The sequence below is a fragment of the Limnobacter sp. SAORIC-580 genome (assembly GCF_013004065.1).
Taxonomy (GTDB): Bacteria; Pseudomonadota; Gammaproteobacteria; order Burkholderiales; family Burkholderiaceae_B; genus Limnobacter; species Limnobacter profundi.
In genome coordinates, this window is record NZ_CP053084.1 from 2,210,128 (window position 1) to 2,233,051 (window position 22,924).

A 22,924-nucleotide genomic window follows, 5' to 3' on the forward strand; every position below is an offset into this window, starting at 1 on the left:
GAATGAGCAGCAAAGTACCCCCGGTTCGATTGGCCACGGGTGTTTATCTGGAGCCTGGTCTTGACTGGGCTTCCAGAGCGCTCTGGCTAAAAATCTTCACGCTGTTAGCGATTGTAGTGTTCGTAGGCATTTGTGTTGTGGTGTCCGAAGTACGCCCAGCTGCATTGGTGGATGGAATACCGCGCATGCTGGGCTGGATGGCCACTGCCTGGCCACCGTATGCCCAAGAACTGGACGTAATCGCCTACCGTGCATTTGAAACAGTGGCCATTGCCACTGTGGGAACACTGGTCGCCGCATTGCTTGCAGCACCTCTTTCAGTGCTGATTTCGAACAACATCAGCCCCATGGGTAAATTTGCGTGGCCAGTGCGCTGGCTATGCAATGCCTGCCGAGGAATCGACACAGTGGTGTTTGCCATTCTGTTCGTAGCTGCCGTCGGCCTGGGTCCATTTGCGGGCGTGTTGGGCATGATCATTCATTCGCTGGGCGTGATTGCAAAGCTGAACAGTGAAGCCATCGAAACCCTGCCCAAACAGCCTCTTGAGGCGGCGAATATGACCGGTGCAGGTTCAGGCAAGATCATGTTCCATGCTGTCTTCCCAGCCGTGTTGCCCAATTTGAGTTCGGTGTCGCTGTATGTGTGGGAAGCGAATGTGCGAACGTCCACCGTACTGGGTATCGTCGGTGCGGGCGGTATCGGAATTGAAATCAAGGCAGCCATTGATCTGCTGGATTTTCAGAGATTGTTCACACTGACTGTGGCCGTGCTCATCATGGTTACCATCATCGATCACTTGAGTGCGATGTTGCGAAGGAGATTGGTGTGAGTAAAAACGGTTTTCAATTGATTGATGTTCGCAAGAGTTTTGGGGCCGCGCAGGCATTAAAGGGGGTGTCGTTTGAAGTCAAGGCAGGTGAATTTGTCACGCTCCTTGGCCCAAGCGGTGCTGGAAAAACCACACTTTTCAGGTGCCTGACTGGTTTGGAACGCGCCGACCACGGAGAAACCTGGGTGCTCGGCGAGCGAATTGACCTGGCCTCCAGAAAGCAATTACGCGCCCTACGCCAGTCCATCGGCCTTATCTTCCAGCAGCACAATTTGATCGGGCGATTGTCGGCTTTGGACAATGTCTTGATGGCCCGGCTAAGCCATACACCTTGGTGGCGAGTTGCACTGAACAGGTTTTCCCACCGGGACAAACAGCTTGCGCTGAGCAGCCTGGATCAAGTTGGTTTGCTCGACAAAGCCTACATCCGGTCGGACGCCCTGTCGGGTGGACAGCAACAACGTGTTGCGATTGCCCGTGTGCTAACCCAACACAGCAAAGTGTTGTTGGCCGATGAGCCTGTGGCAAGCCTCGACCCCGAGTCAGCAAGACTGGTTCTCGAGGACCTGAAGCGAATTGCGAAAGAACACAACATTGCCGTGTTGTGCAGTTTGCACCAAGTGAACTTGGCAAAAAAATACGCAGACCGCATCATCGGTATGCGGGCAGGCGAGCTGGTGTTTGATGGATCAAGCAAGGATTTCTGCGCGCAAACAGAGCAGTGCCTCTACGCTAAAGCCCATTCCGGAATACCTGCCGATGAAAATCATTCAACTGTCTGACCTGCACATCATGCCCCCAGGAAAAGCCCTGTATGGCAAAGACCCACTTTGGCAACTGGACCTGGCGCTACAACACATCGAACAACACCACAGCGACTTAAACCTGATGGTGATCACTGGGGATCTGACGCAGTTTGGCGATGAGTCTTCTTATCAAGCACTCAAAAGGAGACTTCAACGACTGGATTGGCCTGCCGAATTACTGATCGGCAATCACGACAATCGTGAGACCTTCAAGAAGATATTTGACAAAGCGGACTATGAAGATGAATTTGCTCATCGCAGCTTCACCAGCAATGGCCTGCTCCATATTTTGCTGGACACCCACAAAATCAATCACGATGAAGGCGAGTTGTGTGAAAAACGGATCCAGTGGTTGGAACGTACACTCAGGGCTCATCCCCACGTACCAGCCTTGCTGTACATGCACCACCCACCGTTCGACGCAGGAATTGCGGGCATGGACCGATGCAAGCTGAGCAATCCCCTAACCCTGCTGAACGCCTTGCAAGCCCACCGAGGGCGCGTATTGCATATATTTACCGGACACCTTCACCGCGCCATGGCGGGTCAATGGCAGGGTTTCTCGGTGTCTTGCTGCAAAAGCCCCAATCACCAGGTCAGTTTGAATCAAGCAGACCCTGTGCTGGTGTACGGTGCGGATGAACCCACTCAATACGTAGTCGCGTTCGTGACACCCGGGCAATGCTTAATCCACCACCAAGACTACTGCAATCAAGCCCAAACATTTTCTTTATGATGAATGAGCATTTTATGAACAGCCGAAAGGCAATTGTCTTCGACCTTGATGGCACCTTGGTCGACACCTTGCCCGACCTGATGGGAAGCCTGAACAAGGCATTGGCTGAGTGCGGTTTGCCCGGCGTCGAAGCCACCGTCCTTCTCGATTCACTGCACGGCGGACTTGGTGCGACTGCGAGTGCCGCGCTCAAGGCGCTGACCGCTGACATGACACTGCATCCTGAATTGTCGAAGCGATATGAACAGCTTTACACCGATCAGCTTTGCGAGTCTTCATTGCCGTTTTCTGGCGTGGTGGATTTTCTGGAGATGCTGAAACGGGCTGGAGTTTCCATGGGGGTGTGCACCAACAAGCTGGAACAACAGGCCAGACGATTACTGACACATCTGGATTTGATTCAATACTTTGACGCAGTAGTTGGGGCTGACACCTATCCATATTCAAAACCCCACCCACTGCCGTTACTCAAATTACTGGAGCAACTGGGGGCTGAGCCCAGTGCAAGCGCTTTCGTGGGAGACAGTGTGGTTGATGCCCACACTGCGTTGAATGCCCAAGTTCCCTTGCTTTACTACACGCAGGGCTATGGCGGGTCATGCAAAACTGAATGGAAGGCTATTGAGTTTGACTGTTACTCCAGTTTGCTTTCACATCCCGCCCAAACCTGAGCGGGTACAGCTTTTGCATCGTTCGTGGCAAACCCACACCGGAATTTGCCATGAACGAACTTGATGCTGCCCTGCTCAGCCTGCTGATCAAAGATTCACGCTTGTCTTTTGCTGACATTGCCCGGCAGCTGGGTTGTTCGCGAGCCCACGCCCGCGCAAGGGTGCAAGCATTGCTGGAAGAAGGCACAGTGGAACAATTCACAGCAGTCGTAAACCCTGAAAAACTGGGTAAGGTCACCAGCACCTTTGTTGATTTGAAGGTGAAAAGCCACGTGATTGAAGCGGTTGCGACCGAGTTGGCCGCACAACCGGAAGTGGCGAGTCTTTACATCATGTCGGATTTGCAAAGCCTGCACATCCACACCTTGACCGACACGCAAGAGAGTTTTTTGGCCTTTGCACAAAAATACCTGTTTGGTCAGCCCGACATTATTTCGGTGGAATGCAAGAACCTGTTGAAGCGCGTAAAGCACCGCCGGGGTGGAGCGCGTTTGTGAAAATTCGCAGCCCTGTTGTGGTGCAGTGCCACATTTTGGGTGCGTGAATACATTCGACATCAAAGTGCCCTTTTTCAAATCCATCTGAATCCGATTGATTTTTTCAATGTATCAATCGCATTCGATTTGGCAACAAAAGTAAACAAAAGGTATACAAATGGCATTGAAGTGCACTGAGGCAATGCCTCATTCTGGTGTTGAAAAAACAGACCAAGGGTAAACCCTTATTTGCAGTAAAACCATATATTTCAAACACTTAAAATATTTCAAAGCTGGCACACCTTTCGCTAAAGAAGGGTTATGACCAATCGCCATTTGTGCGATCGGCGAACCCTTTGTTTTCCAAGCAGCAGGAGTGTGTTCCATGACCTCAATTGATCGTCGCAAGTTTATTTCAGGTGCTGCCACCGCAGCCGCAGGTGGTGCAGCCTTGGCTGTACCCGGTATTGCAAATGCACAAAATGGCAAGGTCACCATGAAAATGACCAACGCCTACCCACCTGGCTCGCCCTTTTATGTGGCCGGTCCTGGCAGCCCCACCGACTTTTGCAAGAAGGTGGAAACCATGTCCAGCGGACGCCTGAAAATTCAACACTTCGCAGCCGGAGAACTGATCCCTGCGCTGGAAGGTTTCGACGCGGTGTCGGCGGGCACCGTTGAAATGAATGCCGCCAATGCTTACTTCTGGTCGGGCAAAGTACCGGCCGCCCAGTACTTCACCACAGTACCCTTTGGCATGAATACTCAAGGCATGATGGCCTGGCTGTACCACGGCGACGGCATGAAATTGTGGCAAGAGGTGTATGCGCCTTTCGGCCTGACCGCCATGCCCATGGGCAACACCGGCGTGCAAATGACAGGCTGGTTTCGCAAACCTGTCGAAACGGTGGCAGACCTCAATGGATTGAAAATGCGCATTCCTGGCCTGGCTGGCAAGGTGTACAGCCAACTGGGCGTGAACGTTCGCTTACTGCCCGGTGGCGAAATTTTCCCGGCACTGGAGCGTGGCGTAATTGATGCCGCAGAATTTGTGGGCCCCTTCCAGGATCGCCGTTTGGGTTTGCACAAAGCGGCCAAGTTTTACTACACCACTGGCTGGCACGAACCCACCAATGTGACTGAACTGCTGATCAACAAAAAAGCATGGGACAAGTTGCCCAAAGATTTGCAGATGATGGTGCAAATGGCGGCGCAAGCCAGCGTGATGGAAAGCCTGGCCTGGTCGGAATCGGTGAATGCCGAGGCGCTCGAGGATCTGGTGAAAAACCAGGGTGTGAAAGCACAAGCACTGCCCAAGCCAATCGTAGACAAACTGAAAGAAGCCACCATGGACACACTGGAAAGCGTGGCTGCTTCCGACCCCCTGGCCAAGAAAGTGCATACCTCATTCATGGCCTTCAAGAAGAAGCATGAATCCTGGGCAGCACTGAGCGAAAAAACCTTCCTTAATCTTTAATAAGCGGTTGTTGTGATGAAGCAAGCCATCCCCAAACTCGAGGCATTTGTCGAGTTCATTGGGGGGCTTGCACGCTTGTGCGTGCTTGCCCTCGTTGTTCTCGTAGCTGCCAACGTGATTCTTCGTTACCTGTTCTCGATCGGCCCAGTTGCCTTGCAAGAACTGGAGTGGCATTTGATCTCTCCCATCGCCCTGTTCGGTTTGGCTTACGCCATGAAGCACAAGGCCGATGTACGGGTTGATTTTGTGTATGACCGCTTTGGCCCATTGGGCAAGGGCTGGATCGACCTGGCCAGCGCAGTGCTCACCTTTCTGGTTGCATTGGTCATTGTGTATTTATCAATTCCATATGTCATGCAGGCATACGACATCTTGGAAGGCTCACCCGACCCCGGTGGCTTGCCGTATCGATACCTGCTGAAAATATTTCTGCCACTGGGCTTTGCTTTGCTCATGGTGCAAGCGATTGCCAACCTGTTGCAGGCTGTGATTCAAATTAAAGACGCGAAGGTGGCCTCATGATGGGCAATGAATGGATTGTGCTGGGCATGATTGCCGGCTTTTTGGGGCTGATGATCATCGGCATCCCCGTGGCCATTGCGTTGGCTGTTTCAGGTTTCGTGGCGGGCTACATTGGTTTCGGGCCCATGCTGTTTAACCTGATGCCAGCGCGCCTGTTTGGTGTGGTCAGTAACTACACTCTCCTGGCCATTCCGCTGTTCACATTCATGGGGGTGATGCTGGAAAAAAGCCGGGTGGCTGAAGACATGCTCGACACCATCGGCACCGCCATGGGTGGCCTGAAAGGCGGCATGGGTTTGGCCATTGTGTTGGTGGGTGTGTTGATGGGCGCCTCCACTGGCATTGTGGGCGCAACGGTGGTTACAGTGGGTTTGCTCACCTTGCCCACCTTGATGAAGCGCGGCTATGCGCCCAGTGTGGCCTGCGGCACCATTTGCGCATCAGGTACTTTGGGGCAAATTATTCCGCCCAGCCTGGTACTCATTCTGCTCTCTGACATCATGGGTGAATCGGTTGGCACCTTGTTTGCGGCCGCGCTCATTCCCGGTTTGGTATTGGCTGGTATTTACTGCGCCTACCTCATTCTGTTGGGCATGTTCATGCCCAAGCTGGTGCCCGCCGTGCCACTGGAAGAACGCCAGAAAATCAACCGGGCAGAACTGCGGAAAAAACTGTTGCGTGATGTCGGTCCGCCTGTGTTGCTGGTGCTCGCCGTGTTGGGTTCCATCGTAGCGGGTATCGCAGCCCCAACAGAGGCCGCATCCATGGGCGCCTTGGGTGCATTGCTAATCGCTGTTGGCTTTGGCCGCATGAATATGCAGTTGCTGAAAGACACCATGCACGGCACCTTGACCATTTCAGCCATGGTGTATTTCATCTTGCTGTGCGCACAGCCCTTCGCGCTGGCCTTCCGCGGCTTGGGCGGAGAAGACATGGTGCACGGATTGTTCGACATGATTCCCGGCGGTGAAGTTGGCGCTTTGTTATTCCTGATGGGCCTGCTATTTATTCTCGGGTTCTTCCTGGAGTGGATTGAAATTTCCTACATTGCCTTGCCCATGTTTTTGCCGGTGTTCATCGGTTACGGCACCGACATGGTTTGGCTGGCAATCCTGATCGCGATGAATTTACAGATGTCGTTCCTGACACCACCCTTTGGTTGGGCACTGTTCTTTCTGAAAGGTGTTACGCCGCCGGGCATTACCACACGGGATATTTATGTGGGTGTATTGCCTTTCGTGATGTTGCAGGCATTGGCAGTGGCAGTCATCTTCGTGTTCCCATCGGTTGCAACCTGGCTACCCAAAGCCATAGGCTGGTAGGCACGCTAAGCAAGGAGCTTTCATGGAATTATTGAGTGGATACTCCCTGCCTTGGCTGGCAGGGCTGGTGGTGGCGCTCGCCATCACAGGTGCAATCGCAGGGCTGCTGGCAGGCTTGCTGGGGGTGGGGGGCGGCATTGTGATTGTGCCGGTGTTATACCACCTGTTCACACTGCTGGGGGTGGATGAAAATGTGAAAATGCATGTGGCTGTGGGCACCTCACTGGCCACCATCATTCCCACCTCGTTCATCTCGGCAAAAAGCCACAAGGCCAAGGGAAATCTGGATGAACCCTTGTTCAAAAGCCTGGTGTTGCCTTTGTTCATTGGTGTGGTCATTGGCAGTTTTGCAAGTGGCTATGTGTCGGGCAATGTGTTGTCGATTGTATTTGCAAGCATCGCATTGCTGGTGGCAGCCAATATGGCATTTCGAAGCAAAGCCAAACCCGTGGCTGAAAGTTTGCCACGCAGCCCCTTTAAACAAATGATGGGCACATTCATTGGCGGCTTTTCTACCTTGATGGGCATTGGTGGCGGCACCCTGAGTGTGCCGATTCTGAATGCATTCAACGTGCCCATGCACAGGGCTGTGGGTACGGCTGCGGCCATTGGCATGGTCATCAGCATTCCTGGCGCAATCGGGTTTTTACTCAATGGCTGGAACGTTGAAAATACGCCACCATTGACCATCGGCTACATCAATTTGATCGGCTTTGCACTGATTGTGCCCATGACCATGTGGATGGCCCCCGTGGGCGCACGTATGGCCAACGCCACCACCGCAGCACGACTGAAACTGGCGTTCGCATTTTTCCTGTTCATTACCGCCGTTCGTATGTTTTACGGCGTATTGAACTAAGCAATAGAAGGGAGTAAAGAAAATGATTCACACCAAACGCGCACTGGGTGGCGTGTTCGTTGCGCCCCACCATTTGGCCGCACAGGCTGGCCGGGATGTATTGAAAGAAGGTGGCAACGCCGCTGAAGCCATGATTGCCGCCGCCGCTGCCATTGCAGTGGTATACCCACACATGAACTCGATTGGTGGCGACGGTTTCTGGCTGCTCAGCGAACCCGGCAAGGCACCGGTAGGTATCGATGCCTGCGGCAAAGCTGCCGCAAAAGCCACCCGCGCTTTTTACACAGAGCAAGGGTTCGATGCCATTCCAAACCGCGGGCCATTGGCTGCACTCACCGCAGCGGGCACCGTGGGTGGCTGGATCAAAGCACAAGAAGTTGCCAAGCAATGGGGTGGCAAGTTGCCATTGAACCGCTTGTTGAGCGATGCGGTGGTACATGCACGCAATGGTGTGGCGGTTAGCAGTAGCCAGGAACGTTTAACCCGCGTGAAGTTTGATGAGCTTTCAACCGCTCCCGGCTTTGCCAAACATTTGTTGATGGATGGCCAAGTGCCAGTTGAAGGCAGTGTGCTCAAGCAAAGCACCTTGGGTGACACGTTGGCGCGAATGGGCCAGGTGGGGCTGGACGATTTTTATCGCGGTGAACTGGCACAAGCCATGGCCGAGGATTTGACCCGCGTGGGCAGCCCCATCGGCCTTGCCGATTTGAACAATCACCATGCGCAGTTTGTTACGCCGCTGCAAACCGAGCTGAACAACAGCACAATTTACAACATGACACCGCCCACGCAGGGCATGGCCTCACTGATGATTCTGGGCATGTTCGACACGCTCGGCGTGCAACAAGCCGATGGGTTTGATTACCTGCATGGCATGGTGGAAAGCACCAAGCAGGCCTTTCTGGTGCGCGACCGGTATTGCACAGACCCCGCATACATGACCGTGAACCCCAGCGATTTTTTGACCCGCGAAGCGCTGGCTGAGCGTGCGAAGAAAATCAATATGCAACGCGCACTGCCCTGGCCCCAAGACCCCTGGCAAGGCGACACCATCTGGATGGGTTGCATTGACAGCGAAGGCCGCACTGCCAGCTTTATTCAAAGCGTGTTCTGGGAATTCGGTTCGGGCGTGGTATGCCCTTCAACCGGGGTGATGTGGCAAAACCGGGGAATCAGTTTTTCCTTGAAAGAAGACGCGCTGCACCGGCTTGAGCCGGGCCGCAAACCCTTCCACACCCTGAACCCGGCCATGGCGCGTTTCAAAGACGGCCGCAGCATGGTGTACGGCACCATGGGCGGTGAAGGCCAACCACAAACACAGGCCGCTGTGTTCAGCCGGTATGCCTTGTTCAATCAGCCTTTGCAAACTGCGGTAACAGCACCGCGCTGGCTACTGGGTCGCACTTGGGGTGAGCAAAGCACCACCTTGAAACTGGAAAGCCGATTTGATGCACAACTGGTTGCCCAACTGCGCGACGCAGGCCATGTACTGGAGGTGTTGCCAGAAGCATTCAGTGACACCATGGGACATGCCGGCGCGGTGGTACGCCACCCCAACGGCATGATGGAAGGGGCTGCTGACCCACGTTCAGATGGATCAGTGGCATGTGCCTAGTTGAGAACCCCGTTCAAACGCCTTCGCTGATTCGTGTGAAGTAAGAGGTATGTGCAGCAGTGCCTTCAGGCCACTGGCCGAGAAAGTGCTGTTGCCAGGCAGCTTGATCAAATTGAACGCGAACCTGTTCAATCCACACACCATTGAATTGTGTGGATTGAAATACCAAAGCGGGGTTGTTCAAAGACGTCATTGAAATTCGAGTGAAGAGCCCGTCCATCTGCGCGCTGGGCATTCCTGCCGCACCGTTGTTGCTGATCAATCCGGTTTGCCCATTGGGCAGTGGCTCATGATGAAACGCGGCACTGCAAGTGTGGCTGCTGGCAAATACATTCACCTGTGCTTTTTCAAACAAAGCGGCACGCCATGGCGCTTCGTCCGTTTGCTTCAAATGAGCAGGATCAAAACGCCAGCCTGCCAATGAATCGCCATCGCCATGCACCACAGCCACGTTCAATTCACCCACGCTGTAACGTGCAAAGAAAGGTTTCTGTAACAACATGTCCAACAATTCTGGCTGTTGTTGCGCGCACCGCTTCAACTCGGTATGAATGAAGTTCGACCGGTCCACCACACCTTGATCCACATTCTCGGGATAGGCACAGCCGCAATCAGCCACATCCAAAGGCTCGCCAAGTTCAGCTTCCACATTGCCCAAAATGCAATCGTGATTCAACACACGCTGGTTAATGTGAACAAAGTCTTCAAGCGATTTGTTGAACCAGTTGAAGTCGCCATTGAAACAAATGCGAACGTTACCCGATTCTTTCGAGGCCAGTTGTTCAACTGCATTCAGTGCAAAAGCATTGCCATACAAACCACCGACCACATACAACACATCGCATTGTGTAGCGGGTACCTGTGCAATTTTGGCCGCACCGTACTGGTATCGAATCGGGCAACTGCGCCCTGCCATCTCAGTCATGATTCACTCATACAAATGATCAAGTTGCGCTTGCGTCAATTCGTGGCTGGCGCAATCAAGAACTACCTCACCGGCTTTCAGGCCAATGACCCGTTGGCTAAGAAGGGGGACCAAGCTCACATTGTGAACCACGGTAATCAGCGTGGAATTCTCTGTGGCCTTCACCAAGAGTTCACACACTTCATCTGCCGCTGTAGGGTCAAGCGCCGCTGTGGGTTCATCGGCCAACACCAGCTCGGGTTCTTGCATCAACATGCGGGCAATGGCCACCTTCTGGCGTTCACCACCAGAAAGCTTGTCCGCGCGTTTTTCTGCCAGATGGGCCATGCCCACTGCTTTCAATGCAGCTTGCGCACGCTGGGTTTCCTCATTCGTGAAAATTCGCGCCCAACTGCGCAAGCGCGGCATGCGTGCCAAACCACCCACTAGAACATTTTCCATGGCGCTTAAGCGCGCAACCAAATGCAGGCCTTGCAACACTTGGCCCACTTGTGCACGCACCAGGCGCAAATCGCGCTCACGACGAAGCGGAAACACGGTGTGGCGGTTGACCACAATGTGCCCGGCTGTGGGTTTTACAAACCCGTTCAAACACCGCAACAGGGTTGATTTGCCCGCGCCGTTGCGCCCAAGAATGGCCACCTTCTCGCCACGGGCAATGTGAAGCGAGTCCACTTTCAAAATGCGTCGCCCAGCGATCACCATTTCCAGATTTTGAATGTCGATGATGTTGGTGCTCATAGGAGGGCCGTCCGAATTCTGCGACTGATGGCATCAAATGCAGTCACCATCAACACCACCACAATCAAAATACTCGACAAGCGACCCCATTGAAACAAGGCAACCGCCTCTGAAATCAGCAGGCCCAACCCCCCCGCACCAATGATGCCTAGAATGGTTGAATCGCGAATATTGTATTCCCACAGGTACAAATGGCTGCTCACCCACTGTGGCAACACATTGGGCCACACTGACCAGAAGAAGGTTTGCGAAGGGCTTGCACCCACCCCTTTCACAGCCTCAATCGAGGCCATGTCCAGTGTCTCTATCGACTCTGCAAACAGCTTGCCGTAGGTACCCAGACTGTGAAATGCAATCGCCAGAATACCCGCTGTGGGGCCAAGACCCACAATGCCCACCAACACCAAACCAAACACCAAGGTATGAATGGAACGTGAGGTGTCCAGCACCAAACGCGAGAACGCGGTGAGCACTCGCGGGGCCTTGATGTTTTTTGCGCTGAGCACACCGAAAGGCAAAGCCAGAATGGCACCCAGCAGGGAACCCAGGGTTGCGATTTTAAACGTGGTCCAGGTGGCAAACCCCAATTGCACCAACCACTGGTGTTCAACTTCTTGCCGGTTCTCGGTGCGCAGCACCGTGCCATCGTCGCTTTTGTACTCGTAAGCTGGATCGCCAAACCACACATCGAGAAAACTGGGCCGTGCAAATTCCGTGGCGGTTTTGATGAAGTTGGCCACAGGGTTGCGGCCCATGGACAAATCGCCAGCTGTGGCCAGGCTGTACACGCAGCCAAACACAATGAGCGCATACAAAAAGACCAGCCCGAAAAACCCGAGCCGGCCTTTGAGGCGCAACTTGAACTGCATCCAATTCATGGTGGTTAAACAACCCCCTTATTTGGGCTGCAAGCGGCCAGTGGCCAGGCCTGCATCACGAATGGGTTTGTAGTAGCTGTTGTCTTTTTTCGCAAAACCGGTGTAGCGTGGCGGCAGCAAATTGGGCTGGTTTTTCAGTTCAGCACCAATGCCCAACAAAGCCTCTTGTAACTTGGCCACAAAAGCCTTGTCTTCAAACAGCTTGGCACTGACCGCAAATGCATCATTGGGTAAGGGGTCGGACGTCCAGATAATTTTTGAATCTTCAGCCTTGATCAAACCATCGGCAATCATGGCGTCGCGGTTGCGGTTGTAATCTGCACCCGCATCAATCGCGCCCTGGGTTACCTGGGTTTGAATGGCCTGGTGGCTGGTGTTGATTACCTTGGAAAAATAGGTGTCGGGGTTAATGCCCTGCTTCTGAAAATAATGGAAGGGAATGAGATAACCGGATGTTGAACCCTTGTCGCCAAACGCAAAGGTTTTGCCTTTCAAATCGGCCATGCTTTTGATGCCGCTTTTCGGGTTGGTTACCATGATTCCGAAATATTCTGGTTTGCCTTCGTACTCAATGGTGGCAACAGCTTGCGCTTTTGCTTCGTTGTTGGCCAACACATAGCCCCATGGGCCCATCAGGGCAATGTCGGTTTCGCCATTGGCCAGCGATTTTGCCAAACCTTCCCAGCTGCTCACTGTGCGCAGCTTCACGGGCTTGCCCAGTTTCTTTTCAAGGTACTGCGCCAAAGGGGTGTAGGTGGCGTCGTTTTTGTCTTTGTCGGGCTGGTACAAGCCCACACCAAACTGAATCACCTCTTGGGCAACAACAGGAGTGGAAACAAGGGCAAAGCTGAAAGCGCCGATCAGGGCTTTGGTCAACAAACGCATGGTCAGGTTCCGTAATGAAATTGGATAGTTGAAATAAAACAAAAGTGTCAACGCTTACTACGCCAAACAAGCCACAAAGGTTACAGGAATTTGAATTGAATTCGAGGACGATTGTTGCGCCAGTGGCGCACTGGCGCTAATTCGGTTGTTTACTGGCCAACCAGGCCTCGTAACCACCATCCATGGCTTTGGCCTGCCTGTAACCTTGCTTGCGCAAAAGGCCAGCCACATGGGCTGCACTGACATCATCAGGACAAGCACACATGGTCACGATCAAGTCAGTTTTCGGCCAGGCGCGGGCTGCGGCCAGGGCACTTTCTGCATTGGCAGGCAACCAACCGGCCAATGGCTCGGCTTCTTGCACAATGGCAGGGCGAAGGTCGATCAGCCGCAGGTTAGACTGCCCGGCCTTGACCAGGGCGAATACCTCGGCAGCGGGCACTTTGGGAAGCTTCAGACGCGCCTGGAATGCATCGCGACGTGCCAGTTTCCACATCAACCAGAACGCGCAAATCAGCGCAGCCACAATACCCACAACAAACAGGTTGTCTTGCAGCGCTGCATAAATTGCGTTGACCTGGTCTTTAAACAACCAGCCTGCCAGCAAAGCTGCCATGGCCCACAAAAACGCACCTGCTGCCGACGCAATGGTGAAGCTGAGAATGGACATTTTCACAGCGCCTGCAATAGGCGGTGCCACAGTAGAAAACCCGGGAATGAACTTGGCCACCACCAGCGACCATGGGCCCCACACGCGAAAGCGGGATTCGGTTTGGCTGACACACGATTCTGGATTGATGGACAGTTTGCACAACACCGCCAACACCCGGTAGCCATAAAATCGCCCGGCGATGTACCAAGCCCAATCGGCGATCAACGAAGCCGAGGTGGCAACCACCGCCAGCACGAAAATACCTGACCACTGACCCGACAAACTGGCCGACAAAATCATGGTAGGTACTGCTGGCACAGGGGCGCCTAACTGCTGCAAGAGCACGTTGAAAAAAACCAGAACTTCTGTGGTTTCAAACAAAGACATGGTGAGGACCGCCAAAAACTGCCCGGCAAGAACAATGCGCGAATTGCAGATAGCGACATCATAAGCATTTTCAGGGGATTGCTGCCGGGTTTAGAGGAAGCACTCGGGCAATCAGTCCACTTCAAGTCACAAAGTGTTGTTACCCTGATACTTCCGGTTTACAACATGAAGGAGTACACACCATGGCAGACCTCGAACATTACAAGGCCAAACTGAACGCCCAACTGGACGAGTGGAAAGCAGACCTGGACAAACTGAAGGCCAAAGCCGACGGCAAGTCAGCCGACGCCAAAAAAGAGTTGAACGAATCCATCGAGGCGCTTGAAGCCAAGCTGGCGCAAGGTCGTTCGAAACTTGAAGAACTCAAGGGCGCCAGCGCTGAGGCTTTCGAGAGCTTGAAAGAAGGTGCCAACAGCGCCTGGGACAACATCAAAGAAGCCTTTGACAAGGCCAAGTCCAAGTTCTAAACCTTGACAAGGCTTACTGCGCAAACAGCGGATCGTAAGCCTGCAAATTCAACGCTGGGGTTGTAAAAGGCCCCAGCGACACGGTTTCTTCGTAAAAAGACTGGCATTCAAACAAACCATTGCCAAATTCATCTTCCGTCAGAATATAGCCCAGTGAGTTGTGGGTCAGGCCCAGCAACATCATGGGGTTTTCGCTTCGTGCGCGAATGGTGTCGGCCATGCCTTTGGAGCCCTCGCCAGGTATGGTCACCAACTCCAGCGCCCTGCCCTCGCCCTGCCCCAATTGAATTCGGCTGACCGGCGTTTCCGCATACAAAGCCACCTGCGGAAGGTTGTCATAGCCGGGAATATTGGCTGCAAGTTCTTCGCCCAAGGGGGTGAAATTGTAATAACCATTGAAGCTGCGCAAACCACCCGCCCCAACAAACAAAGGGTTGGTCACAGGCAAAAATGCATTGGCGTGGGCAACCTGCAAACCCCCCTCCACTTTCTTGCGCTGGCTTAAAACATTCATGGCAGCTTGGGCCACTGCCACGCCCATGGCATTGGCTTTCTCATAGGGGTCTTCCGCGGCAGGTGCACGTGGTGAAGAATCTGCAATTGCACCGTTGTAAAACAGCACGGTGGAATCGAAATTTCGCTCAAGCAGCCGCAGCGCACCACCCACCCAGTCAGTGTGCACCAAACGGTTACTGGAACCCAGCACAGTGGGATGTGCCGAATAGTTCAACACCGAGCCCAACACCACACCACGCGCGGTGCGGGCCTGCAACAACGTCAAGGTGGGGTCAGGCATGCGAGAGTCGTCCGGGTCGCAGCGACGAAAATTGTTCAGGCGCGCTTCGCCTTCCAGCACAGCCTGGGCAAAATCCAGGTACGCTGGCTCAAGCTTGGCCACGGCTTCAGCAGCGGCTTGGGCAGCCAATTGGTACAAGCCACCTTTCAATGCCGGGTCACAAGCTTGTGCCGGATCCGCCTGCTCACAATTCAACCAGCTGGCAGGCACGCCACCCCAAAGGCCTTGCAAGTCGGCCGCAGAATGCGAATGGGTTTGTGCAAACAACACGTTGTTGGGTGGCACATTGGCAGCCTGAGCCACGGCGGCTTTCAGTTTGTTTTGAATCACATTGCCCGCACCTATCGCATCGATGGTGACAAACACCAAGCGATTCATCGGCTCTGCTTGACTCTCCAGAACAAACACGCGAACAAAAGTGCCATCGCCAATTCCGTTGGCGGGTGGTCCACCGATATCGAAGTTCACCACATCTTCAGGGCCGTTAAATGCAAACCCGCCATACCCGCCCAGATTGAATTGTTGCAGCTTGCCAACCACCGGCGTGCTGCTGGTGACCACACCCTGAATTTGTGCGGGAGTCGGGTCAATGTTTCGTTTGGCCGAAGCTGCACGAAATTGAGAGGTATCAAGCAAGTTCGGATTACCGCCACCGTTGCCACCGCCATTGCCACCACCGTTTCCAGGGGGAGGATCTACAATGACGGGTGGGCCGTTTTCATTGGTGTCGGTTCGCGATGCAGTTAGTGAACTGTTGTCCGAGTTCAAACAAGCTGACAGCAACAGGCACAGAAAAACCACATGCCATTGAAGTGTTTTCATTGACAAATACTCCTTATTTCAATGCGGGGTTGAAGCCCCGTGATGTGCAAGGCAAACCATTGCACACGTCAATCAACGCACCCTGTTTCCTCAAAAATGCGGCTTTCATGTCCATGTTTTTTTCTTCATTGCGGGGGTGGCCATGCGGGTCGGCACCATAACCGGTGGTCATGGGTCGGTTGTCCAGCGGTGGGGGCGCACTGCCGTTGGGGTTGGCAGAACCATCGGCATTGGTCATGGGGCCGCTGTCCCACACGGTGAGTGCATTGCCTGCATGCGGATATTTTTTGATGCACGGCAAACCAAAATACGGATGGTCATCCGGGTGTCTGCGCCCAAAAGACACAGTCGGAAACTGCTCCTGCTCAGCGCGCACCGCTGGGTGTGCCTGCTTGAGCACCGCACGCCCGCGTTGGGCGGAAGGACCACCCACCACCGCAGGGCATTGCAAGGGTGCTTCTATGGTTCGCGCCATGATTTCCGCGGTGTTCATGTACACCTGGTGATCAGCAAACGCGGGGATCAACAACACGCGTTTGTTGGTTCGTGTGCCCGGTAATTCGCGACCTGGTGCCAAACTCCAGGCATAGCCGTTGTTCTCGCCACGATCCCACAGCATTTGAATCAGGGAGAGAATGAACTGTTGGTCCAGCGAGGCTGGATAAGACTCGTAAAATGCGGGGGCATACGGTGCGAAGTCAACCGAACGCTGCAACAAGGTGGAGTAAGCCATGCCGGGCACGCCCAGCGTAGCGGCCTGAATGTCGGGCGAAATGGCGGTAACCGGCCCACCATTGATGCCGCCTTGCGAATTGCCGTCGTAAAACAATTCGCTGCGGTCAATCAGGCATTTGCCCTCTTTCTGAAATGCAGGGTGGGTACAAAATCCATTTTCAGAAACCATCGCGCGACCCAGCATGGTGAAATTCAAGAAGCCCTGCTGCAAGCGATCGGTAAGGCGATTAAAGCCACTGAAATCGGTCAACATCAGCACGGTGCTTGCTAGGTCGCCGCCAGCACCGTCCCAAAATGGGTCGTATTTGCGATCGTCGTTGGGATCGTCGGGCTGATTGCCTGTGGCCAAGCCGGCCCAATCCACCATGCAGAACAGGAAATTGTGGCGCTCGGCCATCACGCGTACATTCAAATCGTAGGTGTTGCCTTCATCGCGCGAGCCCAGCAAACCATGACCATACAAAGACGCACGCGCAGGTTCACCCGTGTCCAGGTTTTTGCGTGCAATCGAGCAAATGAACGGCACGCTGGCATTCGGCGTCAGGGGATTTCGCTGCGGCAGGGCTGTGGCCGGGCTGCCGGTGGGCACCAGCGGATAGTTGTAAGTGCCACCCGACAAACAATTTGGACTGGTGAGAAAACACGGCACATCAATGTGACCCCGAATTCGTCTTGCGGTAATTTCACTGGCCGATCCGTTCTCCGGATTTTCAATCACGGCGTCAATCGTGAAGTTGGGCGATTGCGAGGCTGTCGCTTCGATGGACACATCACGCGCATGAATCAGACGTTCAGTCAGGTTTCTACCCGACGCCACAGTGAAGTCCCAGGCAAGGTAAAGGTTTTCACGTTCAACACCCGCCAGGTTCAGCACGCTGAAAATATTTTCCATCAGTGGCTTGCGCACATTTTGTGCAGCGTTCGCCAGTGGCGTGCCATCCCGGTAGGCCTTGAATACCGGGTTGGGCTGTAGGGTGTCGCCAGCGCTGTTTTTCAGATTGCGCATGGCCACGATGTAACGTCGCCCAGGTTCCAGATTTTTGGCCACCCGAATGACCAACGCAGGGCCAGGCTCCGCGTTTGGCAAACCCAAGCGTCCCTGCGTAATGTTGGCATCCAGCTCAGCCCAAATCAGTTGCTTCTTCAAAGTCAGGGTATCAATCAACACAATGGGCTGATTGCGCTGCAAACTCGCTTCCATATTGGTAATGGGCACTGCACCCGTTTTTTGCAAATCGAGTCCGGGTACACGAGTCAGAATGGGTTGACCGGGAGAAAACCCGTCGTTGCGATTCCAGTCAGTGGGATCAATCGGTTTGCCCGCAATGTTTTTAGGCATGGCCAACACATTCAAATTCACGCGCATCTTGGTGTCGGTTTGCGTGTCTGCCGTTGTGAAGTAATTGTTCGGAAATGGGAACAGACAGTAGGCCGGGTCCAGCGGATCGCAGCGCTCGGCACCTGCTGGCGCAGCGCCAGTGCCTGCGGGTTCGGTTCGAACCACAGGGTCTTTGGGGAACAAAGGAGGCTCACCACTGCCACCCTCAGCGCCCTCCTCACCACCAGTGTCGTCTGGATCTTCCGGATCCACCGGTGTGTCGGGTTCCTCCTCATTGGGATTGGTAACGGTGGGGCTGTCAGCCTGCGGCGAACCTGAATCGCCCGTACACCCGCCCAATAGCAAAGCCCAAGCCAATACAATGGCTCCACCCCAGATTGTTGTCCTCATGTCTCTCTCTTTGTGCGTGGGGTCTTGTGTTCGACCCTTAAGTTACATTACTGTAACTAGAGATTAGTTTATGAAGCTGTAATACGTCTAGTGTAGTTTTTCCATTGCAAATTCAATGAGTTCAATATGCTAAAAAAAGTGCAAACCCGCATGAAACCTGAGGACAGGGAGCGCCAACTGCTGGAAGTGGCGCAGCGCATGTTTGTGGAAAGGGGTTACCAAGGCACAGCCATGGAAGACATTGCCAAGGCGGCTGGCGTGACCCGCCCTGTGGTGTACAAACTGTTTGGCAACAAAGACGGCGTTTACCTGGCTTGCCTGAAAAAAGCACGAGAAGTGCTGAACAGTTACATTATTAAGCGCGCCCATACAGGTGAAGGCCTTCAGGGTCGCTTGCGCGGCGGTATTGAGGGTTATTTTTCATTTGTCGAATTCGAGCGGGACGCATTTCGATTTCTCTACGACAGTGGTGCCGCAGTGGCCGGTCCGGCGGCGCAAGCCGCAAGCCAATTGCGTTTTGACACGGTAAACCGCATTGCCCTTCTACTGGGCGATTTGAAAGGTGTTGTGTCAGAAGAAGAAATTGTGGCCACCGCCCACGCTTTGTCTGGCGCGGGCGAGCAACTGGCCAAATGGTGGTTAACCCAACCCGCTTTGCCCAAAGCCACAGTGGTGAACACCATGTTTAATTTGCTTTGGGCGGGTTTGGTTCAACATCAAAAATAATGCTTAGGGTGCAGGGCTGCTGGAGAAATCAAAATTGTTGGAAATCACCTGATTGCCTGTGCCCATGAAGTTCGGATCAAAGTTGGCAGCAGCCATCTGTACCACCGGTGTCAAGTCCACTGGTTCTGCAATCGCCATCACTGTGTATTCGCCCCCCACACCGCTGTCGGCACTGAAGTTGAACGCACCAGTGGCTGTGTAAGGGGCCACTTGAGGCGCATCCACCGGCAAAGTGAATGAATACCCCGCAGTGTCACCCACGCCAGTCATCACACCGCCAGAATCAAATGTTTCGAATGACAACTGGGCTGAATTGATCAACACCGTAGCACCCTCAGTCAAGGTTTGCGTGATTTCAACAAAAGTGGCGGGTTTTACTTCGTCCGTGTTGGTCACGGTTCCCACAGCATCACCTTCTACAGTGGCTGGAAGCAGCACAATTTCATTTTGATCACCCGCGGTAACCGAATCAAAATCCAAATCCACGAGCTGGCCTTCTGGCACCACCACATCAGTCACCACCTTGGTGATAAAACCAGGCGCGGTGAACACCAAGTCGTAAGTGCCAGGCGGCACTTGGGACAAAATGAATTCTCCATTGTCAGCAAGATCGGTCGATTCAATTGGCGCTGTAGCGCGAACAACTTCGCCACCCTGCTGCAAAGAAATGCTGACGCCCTCAGGCACCAGTGCATCGGCCACACTGCCACGCACGCCAGACGACAAACGCGGAATTGCAGTCAGCACAGGTTTGAGCAAATAATTGCCGGAACTTCCGGCCTCAACCACTGACTTGCAAGCATCAAAGTCAATCAAAAGATCAGCCACCTGCCCTTCTGCCACATCAATACCCACATTGATTTTCACGCCGCTTTGTTGACCACTGGGAGTTTTCAAGTCTTCGAAGCCACCCGCACTAAACACCACGTGGTTGGGTGCACGTGTAGGGTCGGCATCCGGATCAAAGTCAATGTCTGTAGGGTCGGCCGTGGCATTGTCCACCAATACCAAACGCACCTGCTGAATTCGCCCGACCGGCAAGGTGATTTCACCCAGTTCTTCAATCACGCCGTTCTGCAAATCAAGTAAATCAATCTGGCGTGGCTGGTCCAACACAATCTCTGACCAACCGCCACCGTCGGGGCTGGCCGTGGCGCTGTTGTTGACCCGAATTCTGTCAACAGTTACAAATACATTGTCATAGCCACAAGAAGGCGCATCAGTCATTGCTGTACGCAAAGTACCCGTAGCGGCAGGATTATCGCCGCCGCCACCACAGGCGACCACAAACAAGGCGGCACAAGTGGCCGCCAAGGTGCTCTGGATAAATGTTTTTCCTTTTCGCATCGCAATCTCCTTGAATGCCCGTTTGAAATAGGTTCTGAGTGAATTCGGGCGATCTGTTTATAACGGGCAAAGGGAGATGTGGTTTACAACATCAAAACTCCAGGCTGGCAGTCAAGCTGAGCGCTCGTTTGCTGCCAAAGTAAATGTTGCGAAATGAGCCTTCATTGAAGTAGGTTTTGTCGGTGACGTTCTGAACCAGCAAACCCACACTTGCATTCTTGCCCTGTAACTGTGTGGCGTAACGCAAACCCACATCAGCAACTGTCCATGCGGGCAGAAACACCGAGTTTTGCGCATCCAAAGCGCGTTTTCCTGAATGGCGCAGTCCAAATTGCGCCGTGAGTCCGCGCACGCCGGTGGCTTGATCAAGCCACAAAGTGGCCTGGCGCTCGGAAACACCTTGGGGCACCTTTCCATCATTTGCCGGGGTGCCTGTGTTCAAGGATTTCGCATCCAAGGCAACCAAACCTGCATTGATTCGACCACCCTCCCAAACCTGGCCAGTGCCAGTCAATTCCAAACCTCGGTGACGGCGTGTGCCGAAATAGCCGAACACATTGCTGGCTTGGTCCAGGTAGCTCAATGGAACCTCTGTTTCAAAAAGCGCCGCTGTGGTCACCAACCCACCGTTGAACCATTCGGTTTTTACACCAATTTCTGTTTGCTCGGCGGTGACGGGTTCAAGCTGCTCGTTGCGGTTATTCGCACTTGCGGGCGCAGTGCCTCCTTGCTCCAAACCCTCAACATAACTGGCATAAATTGAGGTGCTCGGCACCGGCTTGTAGATCAGGGCTGCTGTGGGTGTGGTGACGGTGTCTTCGTACACAGTAGGACTAAAAGCCGAGAAAAACTCAACATCCGAGCTTCGCAAACCCAACAACGCCTGCCACTTGTCATTGAACGTCATGAAATCGGAGATGAACACGCCTTTGTCGCGATTCAAAATTGCCAAACTGGGCGCGCCTGGCACCCCGTTTGGATCCGCAATAATGACGTGATTGTACAAATTCGAGGTGCCCACTGTCCTGAATACGCTGTTGCCAAATACAGCAGCCAGTTTTCTTTGCGTGTATCCTGCGGCAACTTCATGGCGCACTGTGCCCAAAGTCAAATCACCACGAACAGCAAATTCCATGTTGCGCGAATCGCGTACTTCGCCGATCGATTTGTACTCTTGAATGTCAAAGTCTCCATTGGCTTGTATGTTCCCGATGTTGGCGCTGAAATCGTCGCGATACAGGTGCGCATCATTGATCTTGAATGAGGCTTTCCACTGATCATTAATTCGCAAATCAGCCGCCAGGGCATACTCCCGGGTCAAGGTGTCGTAAGTGGCCCAAGGCTGACCCAAATATTTTGAGGGATCAACGCCTTGAGGAACCTGACCATTGGTGTTCAATTCCAGGGAGGGTTGGGTGGTTCCCTCGCGTTGATCCACCTGCGCATCAAACTGAATTGTCAGCCTGTCGGTGGCAAGCCAATCCAAAGCGACCGACGCGAATCCGCGATCAGTCTCTACCTCGTCCACAAAAAAGTTCTCTTGTCCACCTGCCGCATTGATTCGAATACCCAAGCGACCATCCTCAGTCAGTGGTCCACCTACATCAATGCCCGGCATGAACGTTCCGAATTCGTCCACTACAATCTCAGCCTTGCGCTGCCAGGTGGGTGTCGGGCGCTCTGTTACATAATTAATTGCACCGCCAGGTGCAGCAAAGCCTTGCAGGAAACCAGTCAAGCCACGCATGACCTCGACACGTTCAATATTCTCAAAAGGTGTTTTTGCCTGATTCGCAAACAACAATCCGTTTTTGTAATAGTTGGTCCAGTTGTTCAGGCTTAGACCACGAATTGAAATGGCATCGTAATAGCCCACGGCCGAAAAGGAACTGGTTAAAGAGGGATCAAGGCGCACCAGATTTGCAAGATTTTTCACGCCTGCATTTTCGAGTTGTTCGGCTGAAATGACATTCACCGAAAAAGGTGTTTCAAGCAAAGACCGTTCACCCAGAACACCAATTTTTGCATTCTTCGCAGAAAACCCTGCCGCTGCTGCAGCCCCATAGGCAGGCTCACCCTCGGCAGTCACCGTGACGGCTTTGAGAGTCGATGTGCCCGCAGGACTATTCTTCACCAGGGTATAACCAGCCGATGTGGGCTGCAACGCAACGCCAGATCCGGCCAGTAGCTTTGTCGCCGCCTGTTCGAATGTGTATTGGCCATTCAAGGCGGTGTTGTTCAAGCCATCGAGCAAAGCGGGATCATAAGACAACACCACGCCTCGCTGTTGGGCCAGCGAATTCAAAGAGGCCGACAGGGGTCCCGCCGGAATGTTGACTGAACTTTGCTGGGCCAAAGCAGACGGGCTTGCAAAGAATGCGGCACCACCAACGCTGGCCATGGCCAGATGCAGGCCCAATACTAGCGGTGACAATTTGCGTGGCGAAACAAATGAAGAAGACATGAAAATTTTCCAATTCATCAAATGGGTTGAAATAAAGGTTCAACTCATATGCCAAT

At 53.5% G+C, this 22,924-nt stretch carries 22 protein-coding genes; 12 read left to right on the forward strand and 10 right to left on the reverse strand.

Translation table 11 applies throughout. From position 1 onward, the window contains the following. The first annotated feature begins 2 nt into the window (after positions 1 to 2). From phnE (HKT17_RS10360) to HKT17_RS10380, 5 genes are read left to right on the forward strand one after another with little or no spacing between them, the layout of a single operon-like run. Entirely contained in the window at positions 3 to 830 is an 828-nt protein-coding gene (gene phnE / locus HKT17_RS10360; RefSeq protein ID WP_171099901.1) for a phosphonate ABC transporter, permease protein PhnE, read from the forward strand. Then, a complete protein-coding gene (phnC, locus tag HKT17_RS10365) occupies positions 827 to 1,612 on the forward strand; it encodes a phosphonate ABC transporter ATP-binding protein (protein ID WP_171099903.1) in 786 nt (261 codons plus the stop codon). Before phnE (HKT17_RS10360) ends, phnC begins: the two co-directional genes overlap by 4 nt. Beyond that, on the forward strand, positions 1,515 to 2,372 hold the full coding sequence (locus HKT17_RS10370) for a phosphodiesterase (protein ID WP_205882420.1): 858 nt from the start codon (positions 1,515 to 1,517) through the stop codon (positions 2,370 to 2,372). The genes phnC and HKT17_RS10370 overlap by 98 nt, the downstream gene beginning before the upstream one ends. A 14-nt stretch (positions 2,373 to 2,386) precedes the next feature. Then, entirely contained in the window at positions 2,387 to 3,043 is a 657-nt protein-coding gene (locus HKT17_RS10375) for an HAD family hydrolase (protein WP_171099907.1), read from the forward strand. 50 nt (positions 3,044 to 3,093) lie between these two features. Beyond that, complete coding sequence (locus tag HKT17_RS10380; protein WP_171099909.1) at positions 3,094 to 3,540, forward strand: Lrp/AsnC family transcriptional regulator; 447 nt, start codon at positions 3,094 to 3,096, stop codon at positions 3,538 to 3,540. Positions 3,541 to 3,726: 186 nt separating this feature from the next. On the opposite strand, the gene HKT17_RS10385 is transcribed toward HKT17_RS10380, so the two are convergent. Then, positions 3,727 to 3,906: a hypothetical protein gene (locus HKT17_RS10385; RefSeq protein ID WP_171099911.1), complete on the reverse strand. Its 180-nt coding sequence runs from the start codon at positions 3,904 to 3,906 to the stop codon at positions 3,727 to 3,729. Here HKT17_RS10385 and HKT17_RS10390 point away from each other — a divergent pair. From HKT17_RS10390 to HKT17_RS10410, 5 genes are read left to right on the forward strand one after another with little or no spacing between them, the layout of a single operon-like run. Next, entirely contained in the window at positions 3,905 to 4,996 is a 1,092-nt protein-coding gene (locus HKT17_RS10390) for a TRAP transporter substrate-binding protein (RefSeq protein WP_171099912.1), read from the forward strand. The two genes, HKT17_RS10385 and HKT17_RS10390, sit on opposite strands and share 2 nt — an antisense overlap. 15 nt (positions 4,997 to 5,011) lie before the next feature. Continuing rightward, the gene (locus HKT17_RS10395; RefSeq protein ID WP_171099914.1) at positions 5,012 to 5,518 is read left to right on the forward strand and encodes a TRAP transporter small permease subunit; all 507 of its coding nucleotides are present in this window, start codon (positions 5,012 to 5,014) and stop codon (positions 5,516 to 5,518) included. Continuing rightward, positions 5,515 to 6,840: a TRAP transporter large permease gene (locus HKT17_RS10400; RefSeq protein ID WP_171099916.1), complete on the forward strand. Its 1,326-nt coding sequence runs from the start codon at positions 5,515 to 5,517 to the stop codon at positions 6,838 to 6,840. Before HKT17_RS10395 ends, HKT17_RS10400 begins: the two co-directional genes overlap by 4 nt. Positions 6,841 to 6,862: 22 nt before the next feature. Further along, entirely contained in the window at positions 6,863 to 7,699 is an 837-nt protein-coding gene (locus HKT17_RS10405) for a sulfite exporter TauE/SafE family protein (RefSeq protein ID WP_171099918.1), read from the forward strand. A 22-nt stretch (positions 7,700 to 7,721) separates the two neighbouring features. Beyond that, a complete protein-coding gene (locus tag HKT17_RS10410; RefSeq protein ID WP_171099920.1) occupies positions 7,722 to 9,314 on the forward strand; it encodes a gamma-glutamyltransferase family protein in 1,593 nt (530 codons plus the stop codon). Positions 9,315 to 9,327: 13 nt separating this feature from the next. Here HKT17_RS10410 and HKT17_RS10415 read toward each other — a convergent pair whose 3' ends face one another. From HKT17_RS10415 to HKT17_RS10435, 5 genes are all read right to left on the reverse strand, one after another. Further along, positions 9,328 to 10,239, reverse strand: coding sequence for a hypothetical protein (locus HKT17_RS10415; RefSeq protein ID WP_171099922.1), 912 nt, complete (start codon positions 10,237 to 10,239; stop codon positions 9,328 to 9,330). A gap of 3 nt (positions 10,240 to 10,242) precedes the next feature. Then, positions 10,243 to 10,980: a phosphonate ABC transporter ATP-binding protein gene (locus HKT17_RS10420; protein WP_171099924.1), complete on the reverse strand. Its 738-nt coding sequence runs from the start codon at positions 10,978 to 10,980 to the stop codon at positions 10,243 to 10,245. Then, the gene (phnE, locus tag HKT17_RS10425) at positions 10,977 to 11,858 is read right to left on the reverse strand and encodes a phosphonate ABC transporter, permease protein PhnE (protein WP_171099926.1); all 882 of its coding nucleotides are present in this window, start codon (positions 11,856 to 11,858) and stop codon (positions 10,977 to 10,979) included. Before phnE (HKT17_RS10425) ends, HKT17_RS10420 begins: the two co-directional genes overlap by 4 nt. Positions 11,859 to 11,876: 18 nt before the next feature. Further along, positions 11,877 to 12,743 (reverse strand): phosphate/phosphite/phosphonate ABC transporter substrate-binding protein, encoded by an 867-nt coding sequence (locus HKT17_RS10430; RefSeq protein WP_171099928.1) that lies wholly within the window; start codon positions 12,741 to 12,743, stop codon positions 11,877 to 11,879. Positions 12,744 to 12,879: 136 nt separating this feature from the next. Beyond that, entirely contained in the window at positions 12,880 to 13,782 is a 903-nt protein-coding gene (locus tag HKT17_RS10435) for a VTT domain-containing protein (protein WP_171099930.1), read from the reverse strand. A 182-nt stretch (positions 13,783 to 13,964) separates the two neighbouring features. Here HKT17_RS10435 and HKT17_RS10440 point away from each other — a divergent pair, with 182 nt between their 5' ends. Next, the gene (locus HKT17_RS10440) at positions 13,965 to 14,249 is read left to right on the forward strand and encodes a sll1863 family stress response protein (protein WP_171099932.1); all 285 of its coding nucleotides are present in this window, start codon (positions 13,965 to 13,967) and stop codon (positions 14,247 to 14,249) included. A 13-nt stretch (positions 14,250 to 14,262) separates the two neighbouring features. Here the strand turns inward: HKT17_RS10440 and HKT17_RS10445 are convergent, their stop codons facing one another. Beyond that, positions 14,263 to 15,867, reverse strand: coding sequence for a neutral/alkaline non-lysosomal ceramidase N-terminal domain-containing protein (locus HKT17_RS10445; RefSeq protein ID WP_171099934.1), 1,605 nt, complete (start codon positions 15,865 to 15,867; stop codon positions 14,263 to 14,265). Positions 15,868 to 15,880: 13 nt separating this feature from the next. Then, entirely contained in the window at positions 15,881 to 18,331 is a 2,451-nt protein-coding gene (locus tag HKT17_RS10450; RefSeq protein ID WP_171099936.1) for a hypothetical protein, read from the reverse strand. Between the two features lie 126 nt (positions 18,332 to 18,457). On the opposite strand from HKT17_RS10450, the gene HKT17_RS10455 reads away from it, so the two are divergent. After that, positions 18,458 to 19,057: a TetR/AcrR family transcriptional regulator gene (locus HKT17_RS10455; RefSeq protein WP_171099938.1), complete on the forward strand. Its 600-nt coding sequence runs from the start codon at positions 18,458 to 18,460 to the stop codon at positions 19,055 to 19,057. A gap of 3 nt (positions 19,058 to 19,060) precedes the next feature. Here the strand turns inward: HKT17_RS10455 and HKT17_RS10460 are convergent, their stop codons facing one another. Continuing rightward, complete coding sequence (locus tag HKT17_RS10460) at positions 19,061 to 20,404, reverse strand: DUF4382 domain-containing protein (protein WP_171099939.1); 1,344 nt, start codon at positions 20,402 to 20,404, stop codon at positions 19,061 to 19,063. A gap of 91 nt (positions 20,405 to 20,495) precedes the next feature. Further along, complete coding sequence (locus HKT17_RS10465; protein WP_171099940.1) at positions 20,496 to 22,868, reverse strand: TonB-dependent siderophore receptor; 2,373 nt, start codon at positions 22,866 to 22,868, stop codon at positions 20,496 to 20,498. Positions 22,869 to 22,924: the final 56 nt, after the last annotated feature.